Source organism: Bacteroides sp. HPS0048, from assembly GCF_964240755.1.
Taxonomy (GTDB): domain Bacteria; phylum Bacteroidota; class Bacteroidia; order Bacteroidales; family Bacteroidaceae; genus Bacteroides; species Bacteroides nordii.
Window position 1 is genome coordinate 155,024 of record NZ_CAXSVC010000008.1, and the last position, 18,588, is coordinate 173,611.

Sequence of the window (18,588 nt, forward strand, 5' to 3'; positions counted from 1 at the left end):
TTTACAATTTACGATTGAAATTACTTCTGATAAACAAGAGTTATTTCAATCGTAAATTGTAAATCGTCCAATTATAAATTATAAATATCTGTTCTTATTAGGCAGTACCGTTTCTTCAGCGTGTTTCAAAGCATCTTCCACCACATTTATCTCAAGGAAAGAAGTTTGGGTTCCCGCTTTACCACTACTCAAATAACCTACCATATCCGAAGGACACAAACGTCCTTCTTTCAACAGACGGCGTAGTGCAGCAAAGTAATACTCCTGTCCGTTAGCCAATTCGGGCATATAGATCGCTTCCACCCCATAAGAAAGAGCCAGATGACGCATGGTTTTCTCCTTGTAACAAATGGCCAGCACAGGATATTTACCACGGAAAGCAGCAAGGTTACGGGCAGTACGTCCACTATAACTATCAGTAATAATAGCACGCATCTTCAGCTTGGCTGTAGCTTTCACAGCTTGCTTGGCAAGGAATGCAGTCACATCATTACTATTTTCATCCAACGGAATGCGGATATCGTTCTCTTCCAGTTTATCTTTTTCAGCTTGTGCGGCAATAGCAGTCATCGTTTTCACGGCTTCTACCGGATATTTACCATAAGCCGTTTCACCGCTCAGCATCAAAGCATCAGTACGATAATAAATAGCATTAGCAATATCAGTTACCTCCGCACGAGTCGGACGCGGATTATTAATCATAGTGTGAAGCATCTGTGTCGCTACAATAACCGGCTTCTTTGCCAACACGCATTTACGAATCAGTGTACGCTGGATACCCGGAATACGTTCTTGTGGTACTTCAATACCCAGATCACCACGCGCTACCATCACACCATCAGCCACTTCAAGGATTTCATCGATATTATCAACACCTTCCTGATTTTCAATCTTGGCAATAATTTTAATATCACTATTATGCTCGTCAAGAATAGTACGAATATCAAGCACATCCTGCTTGTTACGTACAAACGAATGTGCTATAAAATCGATATCCTTCTCTATAGCATACAATATATTATTACGGTCTTTCTCTGTCAACGAAGGCAGGTTGATTCGCACCCCCGGAACATTCACACTTTTACGACTACCCAGGACAGCCTCATTTTGCACTTCACAAAGCAAATGGTCAGTTGTTTTATCAATCACACGAAGTTCAAGATCACCATCATCAATAAGAATCGTTCCACCGATATTCAGATCATGTACAAAATTGGGATATGAAACAGCAATACATTCGCGGGTTGTTTCCAGGTCAGGATTACCAACAATCTTCACTTTCTCTCCAATCTGAAAAGGAATAGGTTCGGCATTAGCAGTAGTTCGTACTTCCGGCCCTTTGGTATCCATCAGGATGGCAATACGGTTGGAAACGGCACGTACATTAGCTATCAAAGCTTCAAAACCTTCACGGCTGGCATGCGCGGTATTCATACGAACAACGTTCATCCCGGCATCAAACAACTGTTTTATAAAGTCTACGTCGCAGCGTCTGTCTGAGATGGAAGCTACGATTTTAGTCTGTTTCAGCAACATCTTAAATAATTATTTAATTTTGATAATGTGCCCATATGCCAATCGTCCTCCGGCTTATTTACACATTAATTATATGAATCTATTTTATTCTCACATTATTATCTTAAAGCCTCAAGGGCCAGACGGTATGAATTGAGCCCAAAACCACAAATGACTCCTTTACAGGCACAAGCAATCATAGACACATGACGAAAATCTTCACGACTGTGTACATTAGAAATATGTACTTCAATTACCGGGGCAGTCACCGCACGAATAGCATCTTGTAAAGCAATAGACGTATGTGTATATGCCCCCGCATTTAAAATAATACCATCTGCTTCAAAACCCGTCTGCTGAATGCAGTCAATCATTTCTCCCTCAATATTCGATTGAAAATAGTTAATTTCTATATCCTTATACGCTTTGCGGAGTTCTGCCAGATAGTCTTCAAATGTAACACTACCATATATGGAAGGTTCACGCTTGCCCAGCAGATTAATATTGGGGCCATTAATAATTTGTATCCTCATAACACAATCCTACTAATTTTAATACCTTTGTCTCGGGAACATTATTTCAGGGTGCAAAGATAGCGCAAACCGAATGTAGAAGCAAATTTATTTGTATTTTGCTGAGGTGCAACCTATCTTCGCGGAGCAAAGGTAGAAAAAAGAAATGAAAATAAACGAAAAAACCGAGAAGAAGGATACACAAGAGCAGATAATTAAAAAGTACCAACAATATCTAAAGTTGGAGAAGTCTCTGTCTAAAAATACGCTGGATGCTTACATGACCGATCTGAGTAAGCTACTCAACTTCCTGCAAGCAGAGAATACCGGAGTTCTGGATGTTTGTCTGAACGATCTGGAACGCTTCTCTGCCGGACTGCATGATATTGGTATTCACCCACGTTCGCAGGCACGAATTATTTCAGGTATCAAATCTTTCTTCCACTTTCTCATTATGGCCGACTATATAGAAGCCGATCCCAGCGAACTGCTTGAAGGCCCCAAAATTGGCTTTAAAATACCAGAGGTACTAACAGTTGAAGAAATTGATACCATCATCTCAGCCATAGACCTTAGTAAAAACGAAGGCCAGCGCAACCGTGCCATGCTGGAAACCTTGTATAGCTGCGGTTTACGCGTATCCGAGCTGACCAATTTAAAGCTTTCCGATCTTTATTTTGATGAAGGTTTTATCAAAGTAGAAGGTAAAGGCAGCAAACAACGTCTGGTACCGATTTCTCCACGAGCTATTAAAGAGATACAACTATATTTTATTGACCGGAACCGGGGAAAAATAAAAAAAGAATATGAGGATTTTGTTTTTCTGGCCCGATGGGGTAAAAACATATCCCGTATTATGGTCTTCCACCTCATCAAGGAACTCGCACAGATAAGCGGTATCACCAAGAATATCAGTCCGCATACATTTCGTCATTCATTTGCCACTCATTTGCTGGAAGGAGGAGCCAATTTACGAGCTATTCAATGTATGCTTGGTCATGAATCCATTGCCACTACGGAGATATATACTCACATCGATCGGAACATGTTACGGAGTGAAATAATAGAGCATCACCCGCGTAATATTAAATATCGTCAAGAAAAGAAAGGCTGATTTCATTAAATTATAATAAAAACAATACTTTAGCTATATATATATCTTAATATTTAATATCTTTGCGTTACTTTTTCCGGGTTAAATGGAAAAGGCATGAATGGACGAATATTTCAATTACAAACATTTAATTTATACCTAAAATGATTAAGAAGCTTTATTTGCCTTTCCTTATGGCATTGATTGTTGCATTTTCGTCTTGCAGCAAAATGGGTGAATTATCATCTGACTACTTTACTACAACTCCGCAGGTGTTGGAAGCAGTGGGTGGTAAAGTTCCTGTAACTATCAACGGAAAGTTTCCTGAAAAGTATTTCAAAAAGAAAGCCGTTGTAGAAGTAACTCCGGTTTTAAGATGGAATGGTGGCGAAGTTAAAGGCCAACCTGCAGTATTCCAAGGTGAAAAAGTTGAAGGTAACGACCAGACTATCTCTTACAAGATGGGTGGTAACTACACGATGAAAACTTCATTTGACTATGTTCCTGAAATGGCTAAGTCTGAATTGTACCTTGAATTCAATGCTAAAATCGGCAACAAGACAGTAGCTATCCCTGCTGTGAAAATTGCTGATGGTGTGATCTCTACTTCAGAATTGATTGAAAACACGCTGCAAAGTGCTAACCCTGCTAACGGTGACGACGCTTTCCAACGTATCATCAAAGAGAAACACAATGCTAACATTATGTTCCTTATCCAACAGGCTAACATTCGTGCAAGCGAATTGAAGACTGCTAAAGAATTCAACAAGGAAGTAGCTAACGTAAACGATGCTGCTAACAAAAAAATCAGCAACATTGAAGTTTCTGCTTATGCATCTCCTGATGGTGGTGTAGGTTTGAACACTAAGCTGGCCGAAAACCGTGAAGACAACACTACTAAGATGTTGAGCAAAGACCTTAAGAAAGCTAAGATCGATGCAGCTATCGATGCTAAATACACAGCTCAGGACTGGGAAGGTTTCCAGGAACTGGTTTCTAAATCAAACATCCAGGACAAAGAATTGATCCTTCGCGTACTCTCTATGTATCAGGATCCTGAACAAAGAGAACAAGAAATCAAAAACATCTCTTCTGTTTACAAAACTTTGGCTGACGAAATCCTGCCACAATTGCGTCGTTCTCGTTTGACTTTGAATTATGAAATTATTGGTAAGTCTGACGACGAAATCGCTTCTTTGGCTTCTTCTAATCCTAAAGAACTGACTTTGGAAGAATTGTTGTATGCTGCAACGCTGACTAATGACAATGGTAAGAAAGAAGTAATCTACACAAAAGCTACTGAGTTGTTCCCGAATGACTACCGTGCATTCAACAACCTTGGTAAATTGGCTTATCAGGCTGGTAACATTGACAAAGCTGAATCATACCTGAAGAAAGCTGCTAACATTCAGGCTGCTCCTGAAGTTAACATGAACTTAGGTCTTGTAGCTTTGGCTAAAGGTGATAAGAGCGCTGCTGAATCTTACTTAGGTAAGGCTTCTGGTGCTAAAGAACTGGGCGAAACAATGGGTAACCTGTACATTGCACAGGGTCAGTATGAAAGAGCTGTAAACTCATTCGGTGACGCTAAGACAAATAGTGCTGCTCTTGCTCAGATCCTGGCTAAGGACTACAACAAAGCTAAAAACACATTGGCTGGTGTAGAAAAACCGGATGCTTACACAGACTATCTGATGGCTGTATTAGGTGCAAGAACTAACAATCTTTCTATGTTAACAAGCAGTCTGAAAAGCGCAGTTGCTAAAGACTCTTCATTAGCTAAGAAAGCTGCAACTGATCTTGAGTTCGCAAAATACTTCGTTAACTCAGACTTTATGAATATTATCAAATAAACGAATCCTTCGTTTTTTATTTGAAAAAAAAGGAGTTGCTCACCATTTATGGTGAGCAATTCTTTTTTTTTATCCATAAAACCCGTACTTTCGCAGAAAAGATGTAAAAATGAAGAAAATAAATATCTTGCTCATCCTGATAATCTGCCTGACAGGCTGCAAGAAAAATGCAGATACAACAAGCATAACCGGAGAAATTAAAGGACTGGGAGACGATACAATCTATTTATATGGCATCGACGGACTCTACCAGCATATAGATACTATATATGTGAAGGGAGACAAGTTCTCTCATTCATTAAAAGTAGACACCATCACCACAGCCATGCTACTCTTGAAAGGGGAAACAGAGTATCCGATTTTTCTTGATAAAAAAGAGAAAATCAAGGTACAAGGGAATGCAAACAACCTGGACCACCTGAATATTGAGGGAAATATTTATAATGAAGAGTTCTCAGCCTTCCAAGCAACGCTGCAAGGGCCGGGCATACCCTCCGAAAAAATGCTCGAAGCAAAAGCAGAAGAATTTATCCGCCAGCACAACAATTCTTTCGTCAGCATTTATCTGCTGGACAAGTATTTTGTACAAAAGGAAACTCCTGACTTTAAAAAGATAAAAGAGCTGATTGATGTGATGGCAGGAGTACTTCAAGATAAACCTTCCATTGGACAGTTGACCGAAAATATCACCCAAATAGAAAAGGTGAATGAAGGTAAAACAGCTCCTTTCTTCAGCCTTCCCAATCAAAAAGGAGAAAAAGTAACACGCTTAGATAAGTTCAAAGACAAATATATGCTCATCAATTTCTGGGCATCCTGGTGCGAAGAGTGTGATTCTACAAATGTGGAACTGCGCAAGATAAACAACAAGTATAAAAAGAACAAAGAATTTGGCATATTAGGTATTTCACTCGACATAAATAAAGAAGACTGGAAAAATAAGATAAAGCAGGATACACTAACCTGGGAACAGGTATGTACCTTTACTGGGTGGAATCTGGAGACTGCCAAACAATATGCCATACTGAAATTACCAACCAATATACTCGTATCTCCGGGCGGCAGGATACTTGCAAGAGATATCCCAACAGACAGTCTGAACCATGAAGTAGAGAAAGTACTAAAGAAGGAAAAGAAATAACGTTTTCCAAGGCACTGTCCACAATATTATGGAGAGTGCCTTCTATCTACACAAAATAGTGAACAGTACCATATTAAAGTCCCTATTCATCAATCCTAACAGAAGCATAGGGATAAAGGACAGCTGTATGCGCTGCTTTTCTTGCTAACAAAACCTCTTGCTCTGTCAATGAAGAAGGACTATAAGAGCTCGTTTCGGGATTCTGTCCGGTTATTATCTCAAGCCAAGTACATGCCGCAGTATAACGTCCTAATCCCAAACTCAAATGATAACCATCACGACAAAGAGTATCTCCAACAAAAGTGTTACGCAAATTCTGAATAGCAGTTCCTGAAGGTACCACAAACGCTATCTCATTAGCATGGCGTTGAGCTACTATGGAAACAGCCGTTACGATAGCTTGGTACATGTCTATTTGACTGTTACCATATACAGAGAATCCAGAATGAGTCGAGTTCTGAGCGTAAGCCCAAGTTTGATGTAACCCTATTTTTACAGTAGAATTAGTAATATATCTCCTTACATATTCCAACAAATTAGATAACCAGGGTTCATAAGATTCCAGTAATCCTGAATCATAACTGGCTTGCTGGAATGTAATATAATCCCAGTTTTCATCTGTAATACACTCATGCATTTTCTTATGAACATTCGTTTTCTTTCCATTCTCAATTTTTCTATACTCGAAAGCTTCTTCTGAAATAGCCATTTTCCAATGTGACTGTAGACTTTGCCCAGGACGATAAACATTTCCAATAATCAATGTATCCCCACCACCAATAGCCAATTCATACAGATTCTGCTCAATAGCATCCTCAGAAAAGCTATTCCCAATAGCTAAGACCTTTATTATTCTACCTTGTACAGATACAAAGGGTAACAGAGAAACCCAAAATAGCAGTTTCAAAATTCTCATCAGATTCACTTTTTTTTAATTCAACATCAAATTAGTAACATCAACAACTTATAAAAAAGGGAACACTACACCTATACATATAGCAATAAAAATCCCCTTCTTTTTACAGTGCTAACATAGATTCTAGCAGATACAATACTATTAACAATAACTACGACTACCTCCCTTTCCTCCCGAATTCATCCCCCCCTTCTCCAAACATCCATTTTCTTTCTCATACTTATTCGTTTTATAAATACTACATTATTACCTCAACTTTATAAGTACTACCGGCTAACATCGCTGGAATGAAAGAACCTTCAAGTTTTTCACCGTCCACTATAATTTGCTTAACTCCTTTCATTTTTCCTTCCGGATTATTTATTACGATATCATAAATAGCTCCCCTAAATCTGCGCTTCACCCTAAATTTACGCCATGAAGAAGGTATGCACGGATCAATCAACAGACCGTCATACTCTGGCCGGATACCTAAAATATATTGCGTTATGGCAAAATAATTCCAAGAAGCTGTTCCTGTTAACCATGAGTTTTTCGCCTCACCAGGTTTATAAGCATCTTTTCCTGCTATCATTTGAGAGTAAACATAAGGTTCCATTTTATGAAGTTCACTGATACTCTCAAGATAAGCTGGGCATATTTTTTTATAATATTCCCAAGCGTTATCTCCGCGTCCACGAATGGTTTCACCTATCATAATCCATGGATTGTTATGACAAAATATTCCAGCATTTTCCTTGTATCCTTCAGGATAAGTCGATATCTCCCCATACTCTTTATAGTACTTTGAAAAAGCCGGGTTGTTCAATACTATACCATACTGGCAATCCAATTTTTCTTTCACCGCATCCAAAGCCTTTTCCACCATTCCCTCTTCCAATCCGATCTGAGCCATTGTACACCAACCATTCGATTCTATAAAGATTTTCCCTTCTTCATTCTCCTCCGAACCGATCTTCCGCCCCCAATAATCATAGGCCCGTAAAAACCAATTGCCATCCCATCCATATTTCATCACCGCCTCAACCATCTCATCTACATGCTTGTATGCCTTTTCTGCCTCAATATTCTTATTTAATATCTTACACAGTCTTGCATATTCTCGTCCATACATTACAAACAATCCAGCTATCATTAAACTCTCAGCTTTTGTACCCTCCGATTTATTTTCCGTAGTTTGAAAACTCTCATCCGGATTACTTGAGAAACAATTCAAATTTAAACAATCATTCCAGTCCGCCCGCCCTATTAAAGGCAAACCATGAGGCCCTAAATTATTCACAATATGCTCAAAAGAAACTTGAAGATGGAAGAAGAGTGAAGCTTCCGATCCTTTCTGATTATCAAAAGGAACCTGTTCATGTAAGATGGAAAAATCACCCGTTTCCTTTAAGTAATGTATAGTGCCAAAAATCAGCCACATAGGATCATCATTAAACCCTTGTCCTATCTCATTATTTCCTTTCTTCGTCAGAGGTTGATACTGGTGATAACAACCACCATCAGAAAATTGTGTCGATGCAATATCAATAATACGCTGACGAGCTCGTTCTGGTATCTGATGAACAAAGCCAATCAAGTCTTGATTAGAATCTCTAAACCCCATGCCACGCCCTATACCACTCTCAAAATATGAGGCAGAACGAGAAAAGCAGAAAGTTATCATGCACTGGTACTGATTCCAGATATTCACCATTCGGTTAAGTTTAGGATCCGGTGATTCCAGTACATATGCACTCAACAAATGGTCCCAATACTCTTTTAATTCATTAAAAGCTCGGCCTACAGAATCAACAGTATTAAATCTATCAATTACTTCATATGCACAATTTTTATTTAGTTTCTGTTCCTTGTCCCACTTCTCACTTTCACCATTCTCAACGTATCCTAAAACAAAGATCAAATCTTTTAACTCTCCCGGTCCCAACTCAATTTCAATATAATGAGACGCTATTGGCGACCAACCATGTGCTATGCTGTTACATGCCCTTCCTTGAGTTACCGCCTGAGGTTGATCAAAACCATTGTACATTCCTAAAAATGATTCACGATCCGTTTCAAAACCATTTATAGGTACATTCACCGAATAATAAGAATAATGATTCCGTCGTTCTCTATACTCTGTTTTATGAAATAGAATTGAGTTTTCTACCTCCACCTCACCTAATGAAAGATTACGCTGGAAATTTTCCATATCACTTTGAGCATTCCACAGACACCATTCAACAAACGAAAATACTTTAAATCGTTTTATTTGATTTGTTGTATTCTTCAACGTAACTTTCTGAACTTCTGCCCATGTATGCAATGGTACCATATACAAGATCTCTACCTCGAGACCATTTTTAGCCCCGGTAATAACCGTATAATTCAACCCATGCCTGCAAATATATTTATCCAACTCTGTTTTACAAGGTTTCCAACCCGGACTCCATATATTCTCCCCATCATTGATATAAAAATATTTCCCTCCGTCGTCTATTGGTACATTATTATAACGATATCGTGTAATACGCCTATATCTTGCATCCTTACAAAACGTATATCCGCCTCCTGTATTAGAAATCAAGCTAAAGAAATCTTCTGTTCCTAAATAGTTAATCCATGGCCATGGAGTTCGTGGGTTTGTAATCACATATTCACGCTTATCGTCATCAAAAAATCCAAATTTCATAATCTGTAATATTATTTATTAAATTCAATTTTCCAGTTTATTAAACCAATTCCTTTTTAATATTACTGAAGTAATTATAACAATAATAACTGCTACAATAAAATAAATGAATTGCTGTAAAACGAGATAAATCGACGCCGCCACCAGAGCTGTCTGCCAGATAATCCCAACTCCAACATTAATAAGATCTCTACAGCAATCAGAATTTTCCTTAAAATCAGGAGTTTCAGCTTTAACAAGTACATCAATAGGCTTCCAAATTCCCCATGGACGAGTTGTTTTATAAAACTCCTTCAAAACCTCTAAATCGGTAGGAGGTACTGAATAAGTTCCCCATACACATCCAACAATAGAGCAAATAAAAATAATCGGAAAATAGTATAAAGGTAACACTCCGTCAAAGTAAGGAACTATCGGAAGAATCAATGCCGGAATCATGCCTGCAGCCATACCTAAGGCAAAACCACGTCCATTAAATCTCCACCAATGCCATTTTAAGATATTCGCCGCAATATAGCTACCATACAATGCACTAGTAACCCATTGTAACACACTATTCACATCTTGTGCTAATACTCCAAAACAAATACTGACAACAACAACAATTAAACCCACAACAATATTTGCACGATTGGCTTGTCTGGGTGTCGCATCTTTCTTAAAATACTTTATATAAATATCATTAACAATATATGCCTGAACTGCATTTAAAGTTCCTGCAAAAGTAGACATAAATGCAGCCAGTAATCCTGCAAGAATCAACCCAGTTATTCCAGCTGGAATCCAAGGGTGATTAATTACTGCCGGAAGAACTAACTCAAAATCAATCACACCGGCAGGAGTAGTAATTTGCCCCTGTATCTGATTAAACAAAATAAGCCCTAATATAGCAAAGCCTGTAATCATTATATAACGAACCGGCATCAATACCAATGTGACCGAGCCACTCATCAAAGCTGCTTCACGAGGAGAACGAGTTGACAGTATTTTTTGCATATCATAAGTAGGAGCCGGGCCAGCAACACTAGCTAACACACCTTTCAAAAGAACTAATCCAAAGAAAAGGCTGAAAAGCTGGTAACCATCACTACCTATTTTATTGTTAAACTCAACAAACTTACCTGTCCAAGTCATATTTAACTCTTGCCCAAACCACGGAGAAAACCAACTATTTGGTAACCAAGAAGAAAACTCAATGATATCTAAATGCAATATCGCAATAATAGCTACAGCCACGGAAGCTAAACCCATAATGATGTATTGTGCCACATCTGCCCAAACAATACTCATCATTCCACCCATCAAAGCATAGAATACTGCAAACAGAGTAAAAATAACACCCCAGACATGAGGAATATATGTATCAGGAAGAAAAGACAAAAAAGGAAAGACGCTTTTTAATGGCATAAATATCTCCACAAATTTACCCATACCAATAAAACCGTAAGCCAACATGCCCAGTCCAACCAAAATAGCAAACACAACAATAATCCAATGAGAAGTCACAGCACCATTATCCGTTCCGAAACGAAAGCGAATCCACTCTGCTCCTGTCGTACAATTGGAACGACGTAACCAAGCCGATAAATAAACCATCAGAAATATTTGGTTAAAAACAGGCCAAAGCCAAGGTATATAAATACTCTTAAGTCCATATACAATAGTTATACCAACCAGCCATACAGTACCAGAAATATCAAACATACCAGAGGCATTAGATAATCCCAGCAAATACCATGGGATATGTTTACCCCCCAACAAATATGATTCCAGATTCTGAGATGCACGACGCTTCAAATGAAATCCTATAAAGACCAATACCCCCAAGTAAACGGCAACAATAGTAAAATCAATACAAGAAAGAAAAGAATGATAATCCATTAAATTTATTTTTACTTTCAATATTTATAATAGTTGTACAAAACCCTCTATCATTTATTTCAAAGCATTGTTCAGTCTCAATACCCAGGTATTTAAACACAGAAGCTTATTTATATTCAGCGACGGTAATTCAAGATGTACATACGAATCATTACACTGATAACCAACTTCTTTATTATCAGACCCTAATAATACATTTTTCATACTATTAAAATTTAAAACAACACTATACTTTATTTCCAATGATCTGTCCTAAACGGTGAGGCTGGTAAATCAGCCCCGTTATACAAATTACATTCTGGATTAGCAGCCCAAGCATACCTCACTGCAAGTGGATAAGGAACATTAGGAGAACTAACCACTACTTCTTCTCCATCTATTTCAGCTTCTGCCCAATAAAACTTGTGATCCGGACCAGCTATTGAGAAACCTTTTATCAAATCCCCTCCTTTAATCTTTAGCCCGCCACCAACGTGATCAAACTTAATCCTCACCTGATTATTTTCAATGATATATGAATTATACAGAGGCCCGGAATAAACAATATCTTCTCCATAAGTCTTAGCCCTTGCTATTAATGCCAACCTGTCACCGACCTCTTTCTTTCTTTTGGGATGTACATTCTTGGCTTCTCCCAGTTCTATGGTTACTGCCATCCCAGTATTGGCCATACACAATGTTTCAAATTGAGCTTCTCTTAATTCAGCCCATTGTGCACCAGTCGGCTCCTCATTTCTTTCTCCAAAATTAGGTAACTGTACAAAATAAAAGGGCAGCGTTTGTTTCCATTGTTTACGCCAATCAGTAATCAAGAGCGGAAATATATCTTTATACTGTTCTGCACGAGCACAATTATATTCACCTTGATACCAAATGATTCCCTTTAAAGTATAAGGAATGATAGGATGAATCATTGCATTAAAAAGTACAGAATGGATATTAGGACCATCTCTATCAACGGAATATTCTTTGAGAGTATCCTTTTCACAACTATCTAAATCAGTTATCCGGGTTATTGCTTCTTTACTAATCCACGATTCTGCAATAGTCCCTCCCCACGAGGCCGTAATTACTCCAATAGGAACATTTAAATGGCGATGAAGATTCTTAGCGAAAAAATACGCAACGGCAGAAAAGTTTGCTGCAAACTCCGGCAAACAAACCTGCCAAGTCCCCTTACGTACCTTCTTCAAATCACTGAGTGGTGACAAACTTGCAGCACGTTCAACATGCAAAACACGTATTTCGGGACATTGAGCCAAACGAATTTCTGCTTCATAATTATTTATTTTCCCCCAACTTCCGATTGGCATCTCCATATTAGACTGCCCAGCACAAAGCCAAACTTCACCAATTAATACATTATCCAAACGAATGCTCGTTTCATCTGAGACAATAATATAATATGGACCACCTGCCTGAGGAGTAGATATTCTTGTCCGCCACTCACCTTTATCTGATGAATTAACCAAATACTCTTTATTGTTCCAAGAAGTTTTAATTGTTACAGTACACCTCGGAGTAGCCGTTCCCCAAAAAGCTACTTCAGTTTGTCGTTGTAATACCATATTGTCCGTAAACATAGCGGGTAATACAATTTTTGCATGCAGGCGCCAAGAATAGCCAGCGGATAGAAAACATATTAACAAGAAAAAAAATCGTATTTTCATATTATTCTATGATATTTTTTAAACCTATACTAATAAACCAATTGTTCCGGGCATAGAACTGTTTCAAAAACCGCTTCCTCTCCAGCCGGAATAATAGCTTCAAATCCTATCAAAACAACATTAGGGTTCGGAGCGTCATAACTATTACCGGATTGTGCAGACCATCTTTTTATTTGAACCTGATTCCGACTTTTAATTTTCACATTCATCCTTTTCCCATCTTGCTCCAGTATAAAGCCATCCTTCTGTATCTCTCTTACCTGAGTTCTTGTCAACATAGTCCAACGTAAAAGAGCTTGCTTTGTAGCATCTGTTTTCACACTATCTCTCACCACTACATAAGTACCGTTCACCATCGCAATTTCTCTTTGACAAAAGAGCAGTTCATCCTTAAAAATAGTAGTCAAGTCAATCGTTGCAGACTTCAAACTCTCACTATCGATAAATGATTTCCAACACGCATACCCTTTTACATCATGTAATTTATTATTAATCGTAAGGGTATTATGAGCATAATTATTATAACGAAAAACCTTCCAACGCTCTGAATGTTGGTCATTACTCCAGATTTGCATTTTTTTCGATTCCAAAGATTCATAGTTTTGCATTCCCAAATCCATAGCCCATCGTATCCCCATAGCATCCATCACAAAGGATCCGGCATCCATATGTGAATGATTACTACTGGAAGTTCCTCCTTTAATGCCCACATACAAAGCATTTTTATCAGTCCAAGAAGTACGCATCAATGCAACTGGTGTAATGCCCCCTCCTATCCACATCATTTTTTCAGGAGGAACAATTTTGTCTATTTCTATATTTCTACCCCATAAAAATATTAGCGGAAACAGTCTATTTGCCAAATAGCCAGAACATTTATCTTTTTGCATGAAGCTTTTTTCTGTCCATAATAAAGAAAGATCCCCAGTTTTCTTTGCAAACCAAAACATAACAGGTGCTAACCCATGCTCATCACCACAATCTGCATAATTAAAACTATACCCGGTTGGACCAACCATCTGCTCATAATAATAAGGGGTATTCATAAAACCTGACGACAAAGCTGGCAACAAATCCCAATCACCAACTTTCTCCAGGGTTCCCAATAAAAGAACATTAAAAGTTGTTCCATACCTCCAATATGAATACCCTTCAGGATATGCCCCGTCAGGTGCATATTCAGCCATAGGGAGCTTTACAGATTCTACTGCCTGCCGAATAAGAGATCTACACATTTCCGGATTTTGTTCATAAACCGCCAAAGCAGCAATTGCTATACCTGCATTACATACTTGATTCCAATTATGATTTGCTTTCAAATACCAATTATATCTCTCATCCTGTGCAGGTAAGAGCCCTTTCGTCATGATAGCTTCACTAATGATTCTGCGTGAATCAGCCGATAACTTAGTATACAACCAATCAAAACCAATGGCAACTCCTAAGACCATTTCAGCCACATCCAGAAAATGAGATGGATTCCAATCAGAAAAACGACAAACAGTAAGTAATTCTTCCTCTGCACGTTGAAAATATATTTCATCTCCAGTAATACGATACGCATAAGACAAAAATAATATTCTTCGAAGAGCTTCTCGAGAAGTAGCTAATAACCGCATACCCACCTTTTTCCTTTCCAACAATGGCCGATTAAGCAGATTATTACATTCTTTGAGGAAATTTCGATGTAAACCAGTCCAAAGAGTATCCATAGATAAAGCTTCTTTAATTTCTATTTCCTCTCCACCAGACATTAATATACGGGGATGTGAAGGTAATACTTGTGCATACATATTTAATTCCCCCTGAAAAAGTAAAAAGAATATCAAAAGAAAAATAGTTCTCATATGTTCTCTGTTTTTAATAATTTCGATACCGCAAAAGAGCCTCTATGAAATAATAATCACCATAACTCAAAGGAGCATCCAATTCTGAATTCTGAGGAATATTTCCTACTCCATGTTTTAATATAAAAAAACCATTTGTTCCTACTTCAGCCATATACTCATCCGAAGCAAGCATACGAAGTTGCTGTTCCGCTACTGTGTAGTACCTTTCACAACGATGACCCTCCGAATATTTACTCAATTCCAACAAAGCGGAAGCGATAATAGCAGCAGACGAAGAATCTCTATAATCATCAGGTATACCAGGAGAATCAAAATCCCAATATGGAATTTTATCTTTCGGCAGATGTGGGTGATTCAGTATAAAATCTGCGATATGCCATGCTAAATTCAAATAATCTTCATTTCCTGTCTCACGATACATCATCGTATACCCATAAAGTGCCCATGCTTGTCCACGTGCCCAAGAACTATCGTCACCATATCCCTGATCAGTCCCTCGCTGCAACACTTTACCACTTTTCAAATCATAAGCAACCACATGAAAGGAGCTATAATCCTCTCGAAAATGATGCAATTTCGTCGTATTCGCATGAGAAATGGCTATATTCTTAAAAGTATCGTCTCCCGTTCTCTTATAAGCCCACATTAACATCTCCAGATTCATCATATTATCTATAATCACAGGATAAGAATAATCACGCCATTTATTCCAGGAACGGATACACTTCACAACCGGATTATACCTTGCAGATAAAGCGTGTGCACCGTTAATAAGAACTCCCTCTGATTCAGATGTCGGATTCAATCTAAATCCATTCCCATAACTACAATACAGCATAAACCCCAAATCATGAGTACTCGTGTTAAACTGTTCCTTTTCAATACGTTTAGTATATAAATTAGCATAATCAAACAGTTCTTCACTACCCTTATTATTTTCATACAAATACCACAATACACCAGGGAAAAAGCCACTACACCACCAATCAGAAGAAGAGGTCACTAGTTCTCCATTAGAGTTCAAAGAGCGCGGTAATTTACCTTCTTTATCTTTCAGATGTCTGGCCATCAATAAAGCCTGTTTTTCGGCTTTAGCAAGTGCTCCATCTACCCAATGCCGATAACTGGTAGTAAGATATTTTTCTACTATCTTCATTTGCGGAGCATCTTTCCCACCTTTTGGTGTAAGGCTAAGAGGATATTTACCCCACCATGGACCTGCTGCCCAATAGGTAGCATTCACACCTTCGCTCTGTAGATAATTTAAAAAGTTATCCATAGTGACCAACCAACGCTCATCGTCATCCGGAACACCATATTCACCAACAAACCCTTTTAACTGATTATTTTTAAGCCAATTAACAAATGGCCGAACCCTTTCTATCCCTCGTGTAGGAGATCCTTTCTCCGTATCATATGATCCTTTATAACTTCCCGAAGCATCCGCATCAAAATAAACATGCGCCTCATAAATCAAATTATTCACAGGGTCCTTTAAATATTTCAATGTATCACTCTTCTCTACCCATCTCTCCGCAGAACTCCAATCGTCCCCCCCAATAATTATTGGTCGTTCTTGATCACTTTTTCTTATTGCCTCAATACCTTTCTGTGCCATTTGAAACCAGGAAACCGAACTCCCTAAATCATGAGGCTCATTCATTAATCCGTAGCCATAGATATTGGAGAATGAACTCATTTCCATGGCAAAACGCCGCCAAAAATCTGCAAAGTGATCTAAGGTTACCCCATTAGTACCAATAATACATTTCACTCCTTGGTGATAACGTCGTGCATAATTATGTAAATCAAGAATCACGCTTATACTTCTTTTCTCTGCCTCACCTACAAAATCTTTAATCCGTTTCAGCTCTACAGAATTAAGTTCACCATTCAACTCATGCTGTATCCTTTCCCACTTAAAAGGAAAACGAATCAGTTTCAATCCTTTATCTTTAAAATAATCCAATTCTTCTACTTTCGGATAAGTATAATGCTTATCATATTTACCTGGTAAATTTGCTTCATCAAATTCTGCACATGCCAAATTCACACCAAATGGTTGATACGAATTCTGATTATATGCTGCAATTGGTTTTTCATAATCAGTTTTCATCCGATAGGGCATTTCGTATACCTGACTCCCATTTTTGTCTGTAAAATAAAGTTTTGACACAGACATACTATCAGCATTCCCGTCTGCCCAAAATGCATAAAAATCATTATGAGCATATAAAGGACGACGAACATACGAATGGTTTCGTGGGCTATTCTTAGTAACATTTGCTACTTTAGTCCAGTGTTGGCCTTCATCCCGACTTTTCCACAAAGCAATTTCTCCTCCGGTACCAAATTTTTGCGGTCCATCCTCTGTCGGTCCAATCACTGTCCAGACATCATTATCTACATAAATAGACCCCATATCATAATTATGAGAAGAAGAGCATAACACATGTGAGTACCACTGTCCGTTTTTTCTGTGAAGTACAACCCATTCTCGGGGATCTCCTTTGGGGCCCGGTTGATAATGTTTACTTATAACTGCCAGAATAATAGGATTACCATCTTTATCAAAATTCAAATCATTCAAGTACACTAATTTATTCTCTTTTTGATAATCATATACCAAAGCTGCACTTTGCGGAGAAGTCAATGGAGTAGTTAATGTCACACCATCCACTGTTTGCCAGGTTTGTCCCATATCTTCTGTCTGAACCAAATAAACATTAGTCCGAGAATCTGCTCCTCCGTCAGGATGATAATTAAAAACAGTAACAACTTTGTTCTTCCATACATTACTAAGCTGATAATGTCCTCCCATACCAGCTAATTTCTTATCCGGAGCCCAGTTTATTCCATCAGGACTCGTCGACCAATAAAGTTCTCTACCAAACGTACGTTCAGCAGTATACTTCGTAAAAAGATGAATAAATCCCTTACCTTCTATATACCAAGGCTGAGGATAAGTTATTACCGATTGATACTTTTTCTCAAAATGATCAATACAATATGGCATTGTACTTTTGTATACTTGTCCCAGACGACTAACATTCCTCCCACTTACAAATACCCAAATAAATCCATCGCTATCTATAGTAAGAGAAGCATTATCATGAGGATCATCCACTCCCATCTTATCACACACAACAACTGGGCGGGCCAATGTTCCACTTTTATGATCATAACAAGATATCATAATCAGTAAATGCTTATCTTTTTCACTGGTGGTCCCTCCATAAACAAAAAAGGTTTTATCAACTTTTGAGGCATAGATAGCCACAGGAGTATGATTAGCTGTATAAGTAGCCAATCCACCAGAATATTTGTCTCCATACTCCGACTTTTGGCCAATTGTATACCAAATCCCCTTATATCCATCGATCCGGAGATTCTGAGCTTTAGAATATAAAGTAATACCCAATAGAATAAACAGAGAGAATAAACGAACACTTTTCAATGCCATATTATTTATATTAAATTACA

The 18,588-nt window shown here is 38.2% G+C and carries 12 protein-coding genes; 3 read left to right on the forward strand and 9 right to left on the reverse strand.

Features of this window, described 5'->3' with window-relative positions; all coding sequences use genetic code 11:
- Positions 1 to 78 precede the first annotated feature (78 nt).
- Together pyk and aroQ are read right to left on the reverse strand one after the other, a co-directional pair.
- A complete protein-coding gene (gene pyk / locus ACESQI_RS08950; protein ID WP_002558312.1) occupies positions 79 to 1,536 on the reverse strand; it encodes a pyruvate kinase in 1,458 nt (485 codons plus the stop codon).
- 98 nt (positions 1,537 to 1,634) lie between these two features.
- A complete protein-coding gene (gene aroQ / locus ACESQI_RS08955; RefSeq protein WP_002558313.1) occupies positions 1,635 to 2,048 on the reverse strand; it encodes a type II 3-dehydroquinate dehydratase in 414 nt (137 codons plus the stop codon).
- Positions 2,049 to 2,193: 145 nt separating this feature from the next.
- Between aroQ and xerD the strand changes: the two genes are divergently transcribed.
- The 3 genes from xerD to ACESQI_RS08970 all read left to right on the forward strand — a co-directional run bounded on the left by xerD (position 2,194) and on the right by ACESQI_RS08970 (position 6,114).
- Entirely contained in the window at positions 2,194 to 3,141 is a 948-nt protein-coding gene (gene xerD / locus ACESQI_RS08960; RefSeq protein ID WP_002558314.1) for a site-specific tyrosine recombinase XerD, read from the forward strand.
- A gap of 143 nt (positions 3,142 to 3,284) precedes the next feature.
- Positions 3,285 to 4,973, forward strand: coding sequence for a tetratricopeptide repeat protein (locus tag ACESQI_RS08965; RefSeq protein ID WP_007482840.1), 1,689 nt, complete (start codon positions 3,285 to 3,287; stop codon positions 4,971 to 4,973).
- A 109-nt stretch (positions 4,974 to 5,082) separates the two neighbouring features.
- Complete coding sequence (locus ACESQI_RS08970) at positions 5,083 to 6,114, forward strand: TlpA disulfide reductase family protein (protein WP_195660429.1); 1,032 nt, start codon at positions 5,083 to 5,085, stop codon at positions 6,112 to 6,114.
- Positions 6,115 to 6,196: 82 nt separating this feature from the next.
- Here the strand turns inward: ACESQI_RS08970 and ACESQI_RS08975 are convergent, their stop codons facing one another.
- From ACESQI_RS08975 to ACESQI_RS09005, 7 genes are all read right to left on the reverse strand, one after another.
- Positions 6,197 to 7,030, reverse strand: coding sequence for a DUF4886 domain-containing protein (locus tag ACESQI_RS08975; protein WP_195660430.1), 834 nt, complete (start codon positions 7,028 to 7,030; stop codon positions 6,197 to 6,199).
- Between the two features lie 238 nt (positions 7,031 to 7,268).
- Positions 7,269 to 9,704 (reverse strand): GH36-type glycosyl hydrolase domain-containing protein, encoded by a 2,436-nt coding sequence (locus ACESQI_RS08980; RefSeq protein WP_195660431.1) that lies wholly within the window; start codon positions 9,702 to 9,704, stop codon positions 7,269 to 7,271.
- A gap of 24 nt (positions 9,705 to 9,728) precedes the next feature.
- Positions 9,729 to 11,585, reverse strand: a complete 1,857-nt coding sequence (locus ACESQI_RS08985) for a sodium:solute symporter family protein (protein WP_007482848.1) — start codon at positions 11,583 to 11,585, stop codon at positions 9,729 to 9,731.
- Between the two features lie 54 nt (positions 11,586 to 11,639).
- Complete coding sequence (locus ACESQI_RS08990) at positions 11,640 to 11,789, reverse strand: hypothetical protein (protein ID WP_007482850.1); 150 nt, start codon at positions 11,787 to 11,789, stop codon at positions 11,640 to 11,642.
- 29 nt (positions 11,790 to 11,818) lie between these two features.
- Positions 11,819 to 13,255: a sialate O-acetylesterase gene (locus ACESQI_RS08995; RefSeq protein WP_195660432.1), complete on the reverse strand. Its 1,437-nt coding sequence runs from the start codon at positions 13,253 to 13,255 to the stop codon at positions 11,819 to 11,821.
- Between the two features lie 29 nt (positions 13,256 to 13,284).
- On the reverse strand, positions 13,285 to 15,102 hold the full coding sequence (locus tag ACESQI_RS09000; RefSeq protein WP_122201406.1) for a heparinase II/III family protein: 1,818 nt from the start codon (positions 15,100 to 15,102) through the stop codon (positions 13,285 to 13,287).
- 13 nt (positions 15,103 to 15,115) lie between these two features.
- Positions 15,116 to 18,568, reverse strand: a complete 3,453-nt coding sequence (locus tag ACESQI_RS09005) for a cellulase family glycosylhydrolase (RefSeq protein ID WP_229127621.1) — start codon at positions 18,566 to 18,568, stop codon at positions 15,116 to 15,118.
- Between the last annotated feature and the right edge of the window lie 20 nt (positions 18,569 to 18,588).

Excerpts from the sequence above, each read along its gene's own strand:
- ACESQI_RS09000 (WP_122201406.1), bottom strand. The coding sequence starts at position 15,102 with ATGAGAACTATTTTTCTTTTGATATTCTTTTTACTTTTTCAGGGGGAA.
- aroQ (WP_002558313.1), bottom strand. The coding sequence starts at position 2,048 with ATGAGGATACAAATTATTAATGGCCCCAATATTAATCTGCTGGGCAAG.
- ACESQI_RS08965 (WP_007482840.1), top strand. The coding sequence starts at position 3,285 with ATGATTAAGAAGCTTTATTTGCCTTTCCTTATGGCATTGATTGTTGCA.
- ACESQI_RS08970 (WP_195660429.1), top strand. The coding sequence starts at position 5,083 with ATGAAGAAAATAAATATCTTGCTCATCCTGATAATCTGCCTGACAGGC.
- ACESQI_RS08985 (WP_007482848.1), bottom strand. The coding sequence starts at position 11,585 with ATGGATTATCATTCTTTTCTTTCTTGTATTGATTTTACTATTGTTGCC.
- ACESQI_RS08975 (WP_195660430.1), bottom strand. The coding sequence starts at position 7,030 with ATGAGAATTTTGAAACTGCTATTTTGGGTTTCTCTGTTACCCTTTGTA.
- pyk (WP_002558312.1), bottom strand. The coding sequence starts at position 1,536 with ATGTTGCTGAAACAGACTAAAATCGTAGCTTCCATCTCAGACAGACGC.
- xerD (WP_002558314.1), top strand. The coding sequence starts at position 2,194 with ATGAAAATAAACGAAAAAACCGAGAAGAAGGATACACAAGAGCAGATA.
- ACESQI_RS09005 (WP_229127621.1), bottom strand. The coding sequence starts at position 18,568 with ATGGCATTGAAAAGTGTTCGTTTATTCTCTCTGTTTATTCTATTGGGT.
- ACESQI_RS08990 (WP_007482850.1), bottom strand. The coding sequence starts at position 11,789 with ATGAAAAATGTATTATTAGGGTCTGATAATAAAGAAGTTGGTTATCAG.
- ACESQI_RS08995 (WP_195660432.1), bottom strand. The coding sequence starts at position 13,255 with ATGAAAATACGATTTTTTTTCTTGTTAATATGTTTTCTATCCGCTGGC.
- ACESQI_RS08980 (WP_195660431.1), bottom strand. The coding sequence starts at position 9,704 with ATGAAATTTGGATTTTTTGATGACGATAAGCGTGAATATGTGATTACA.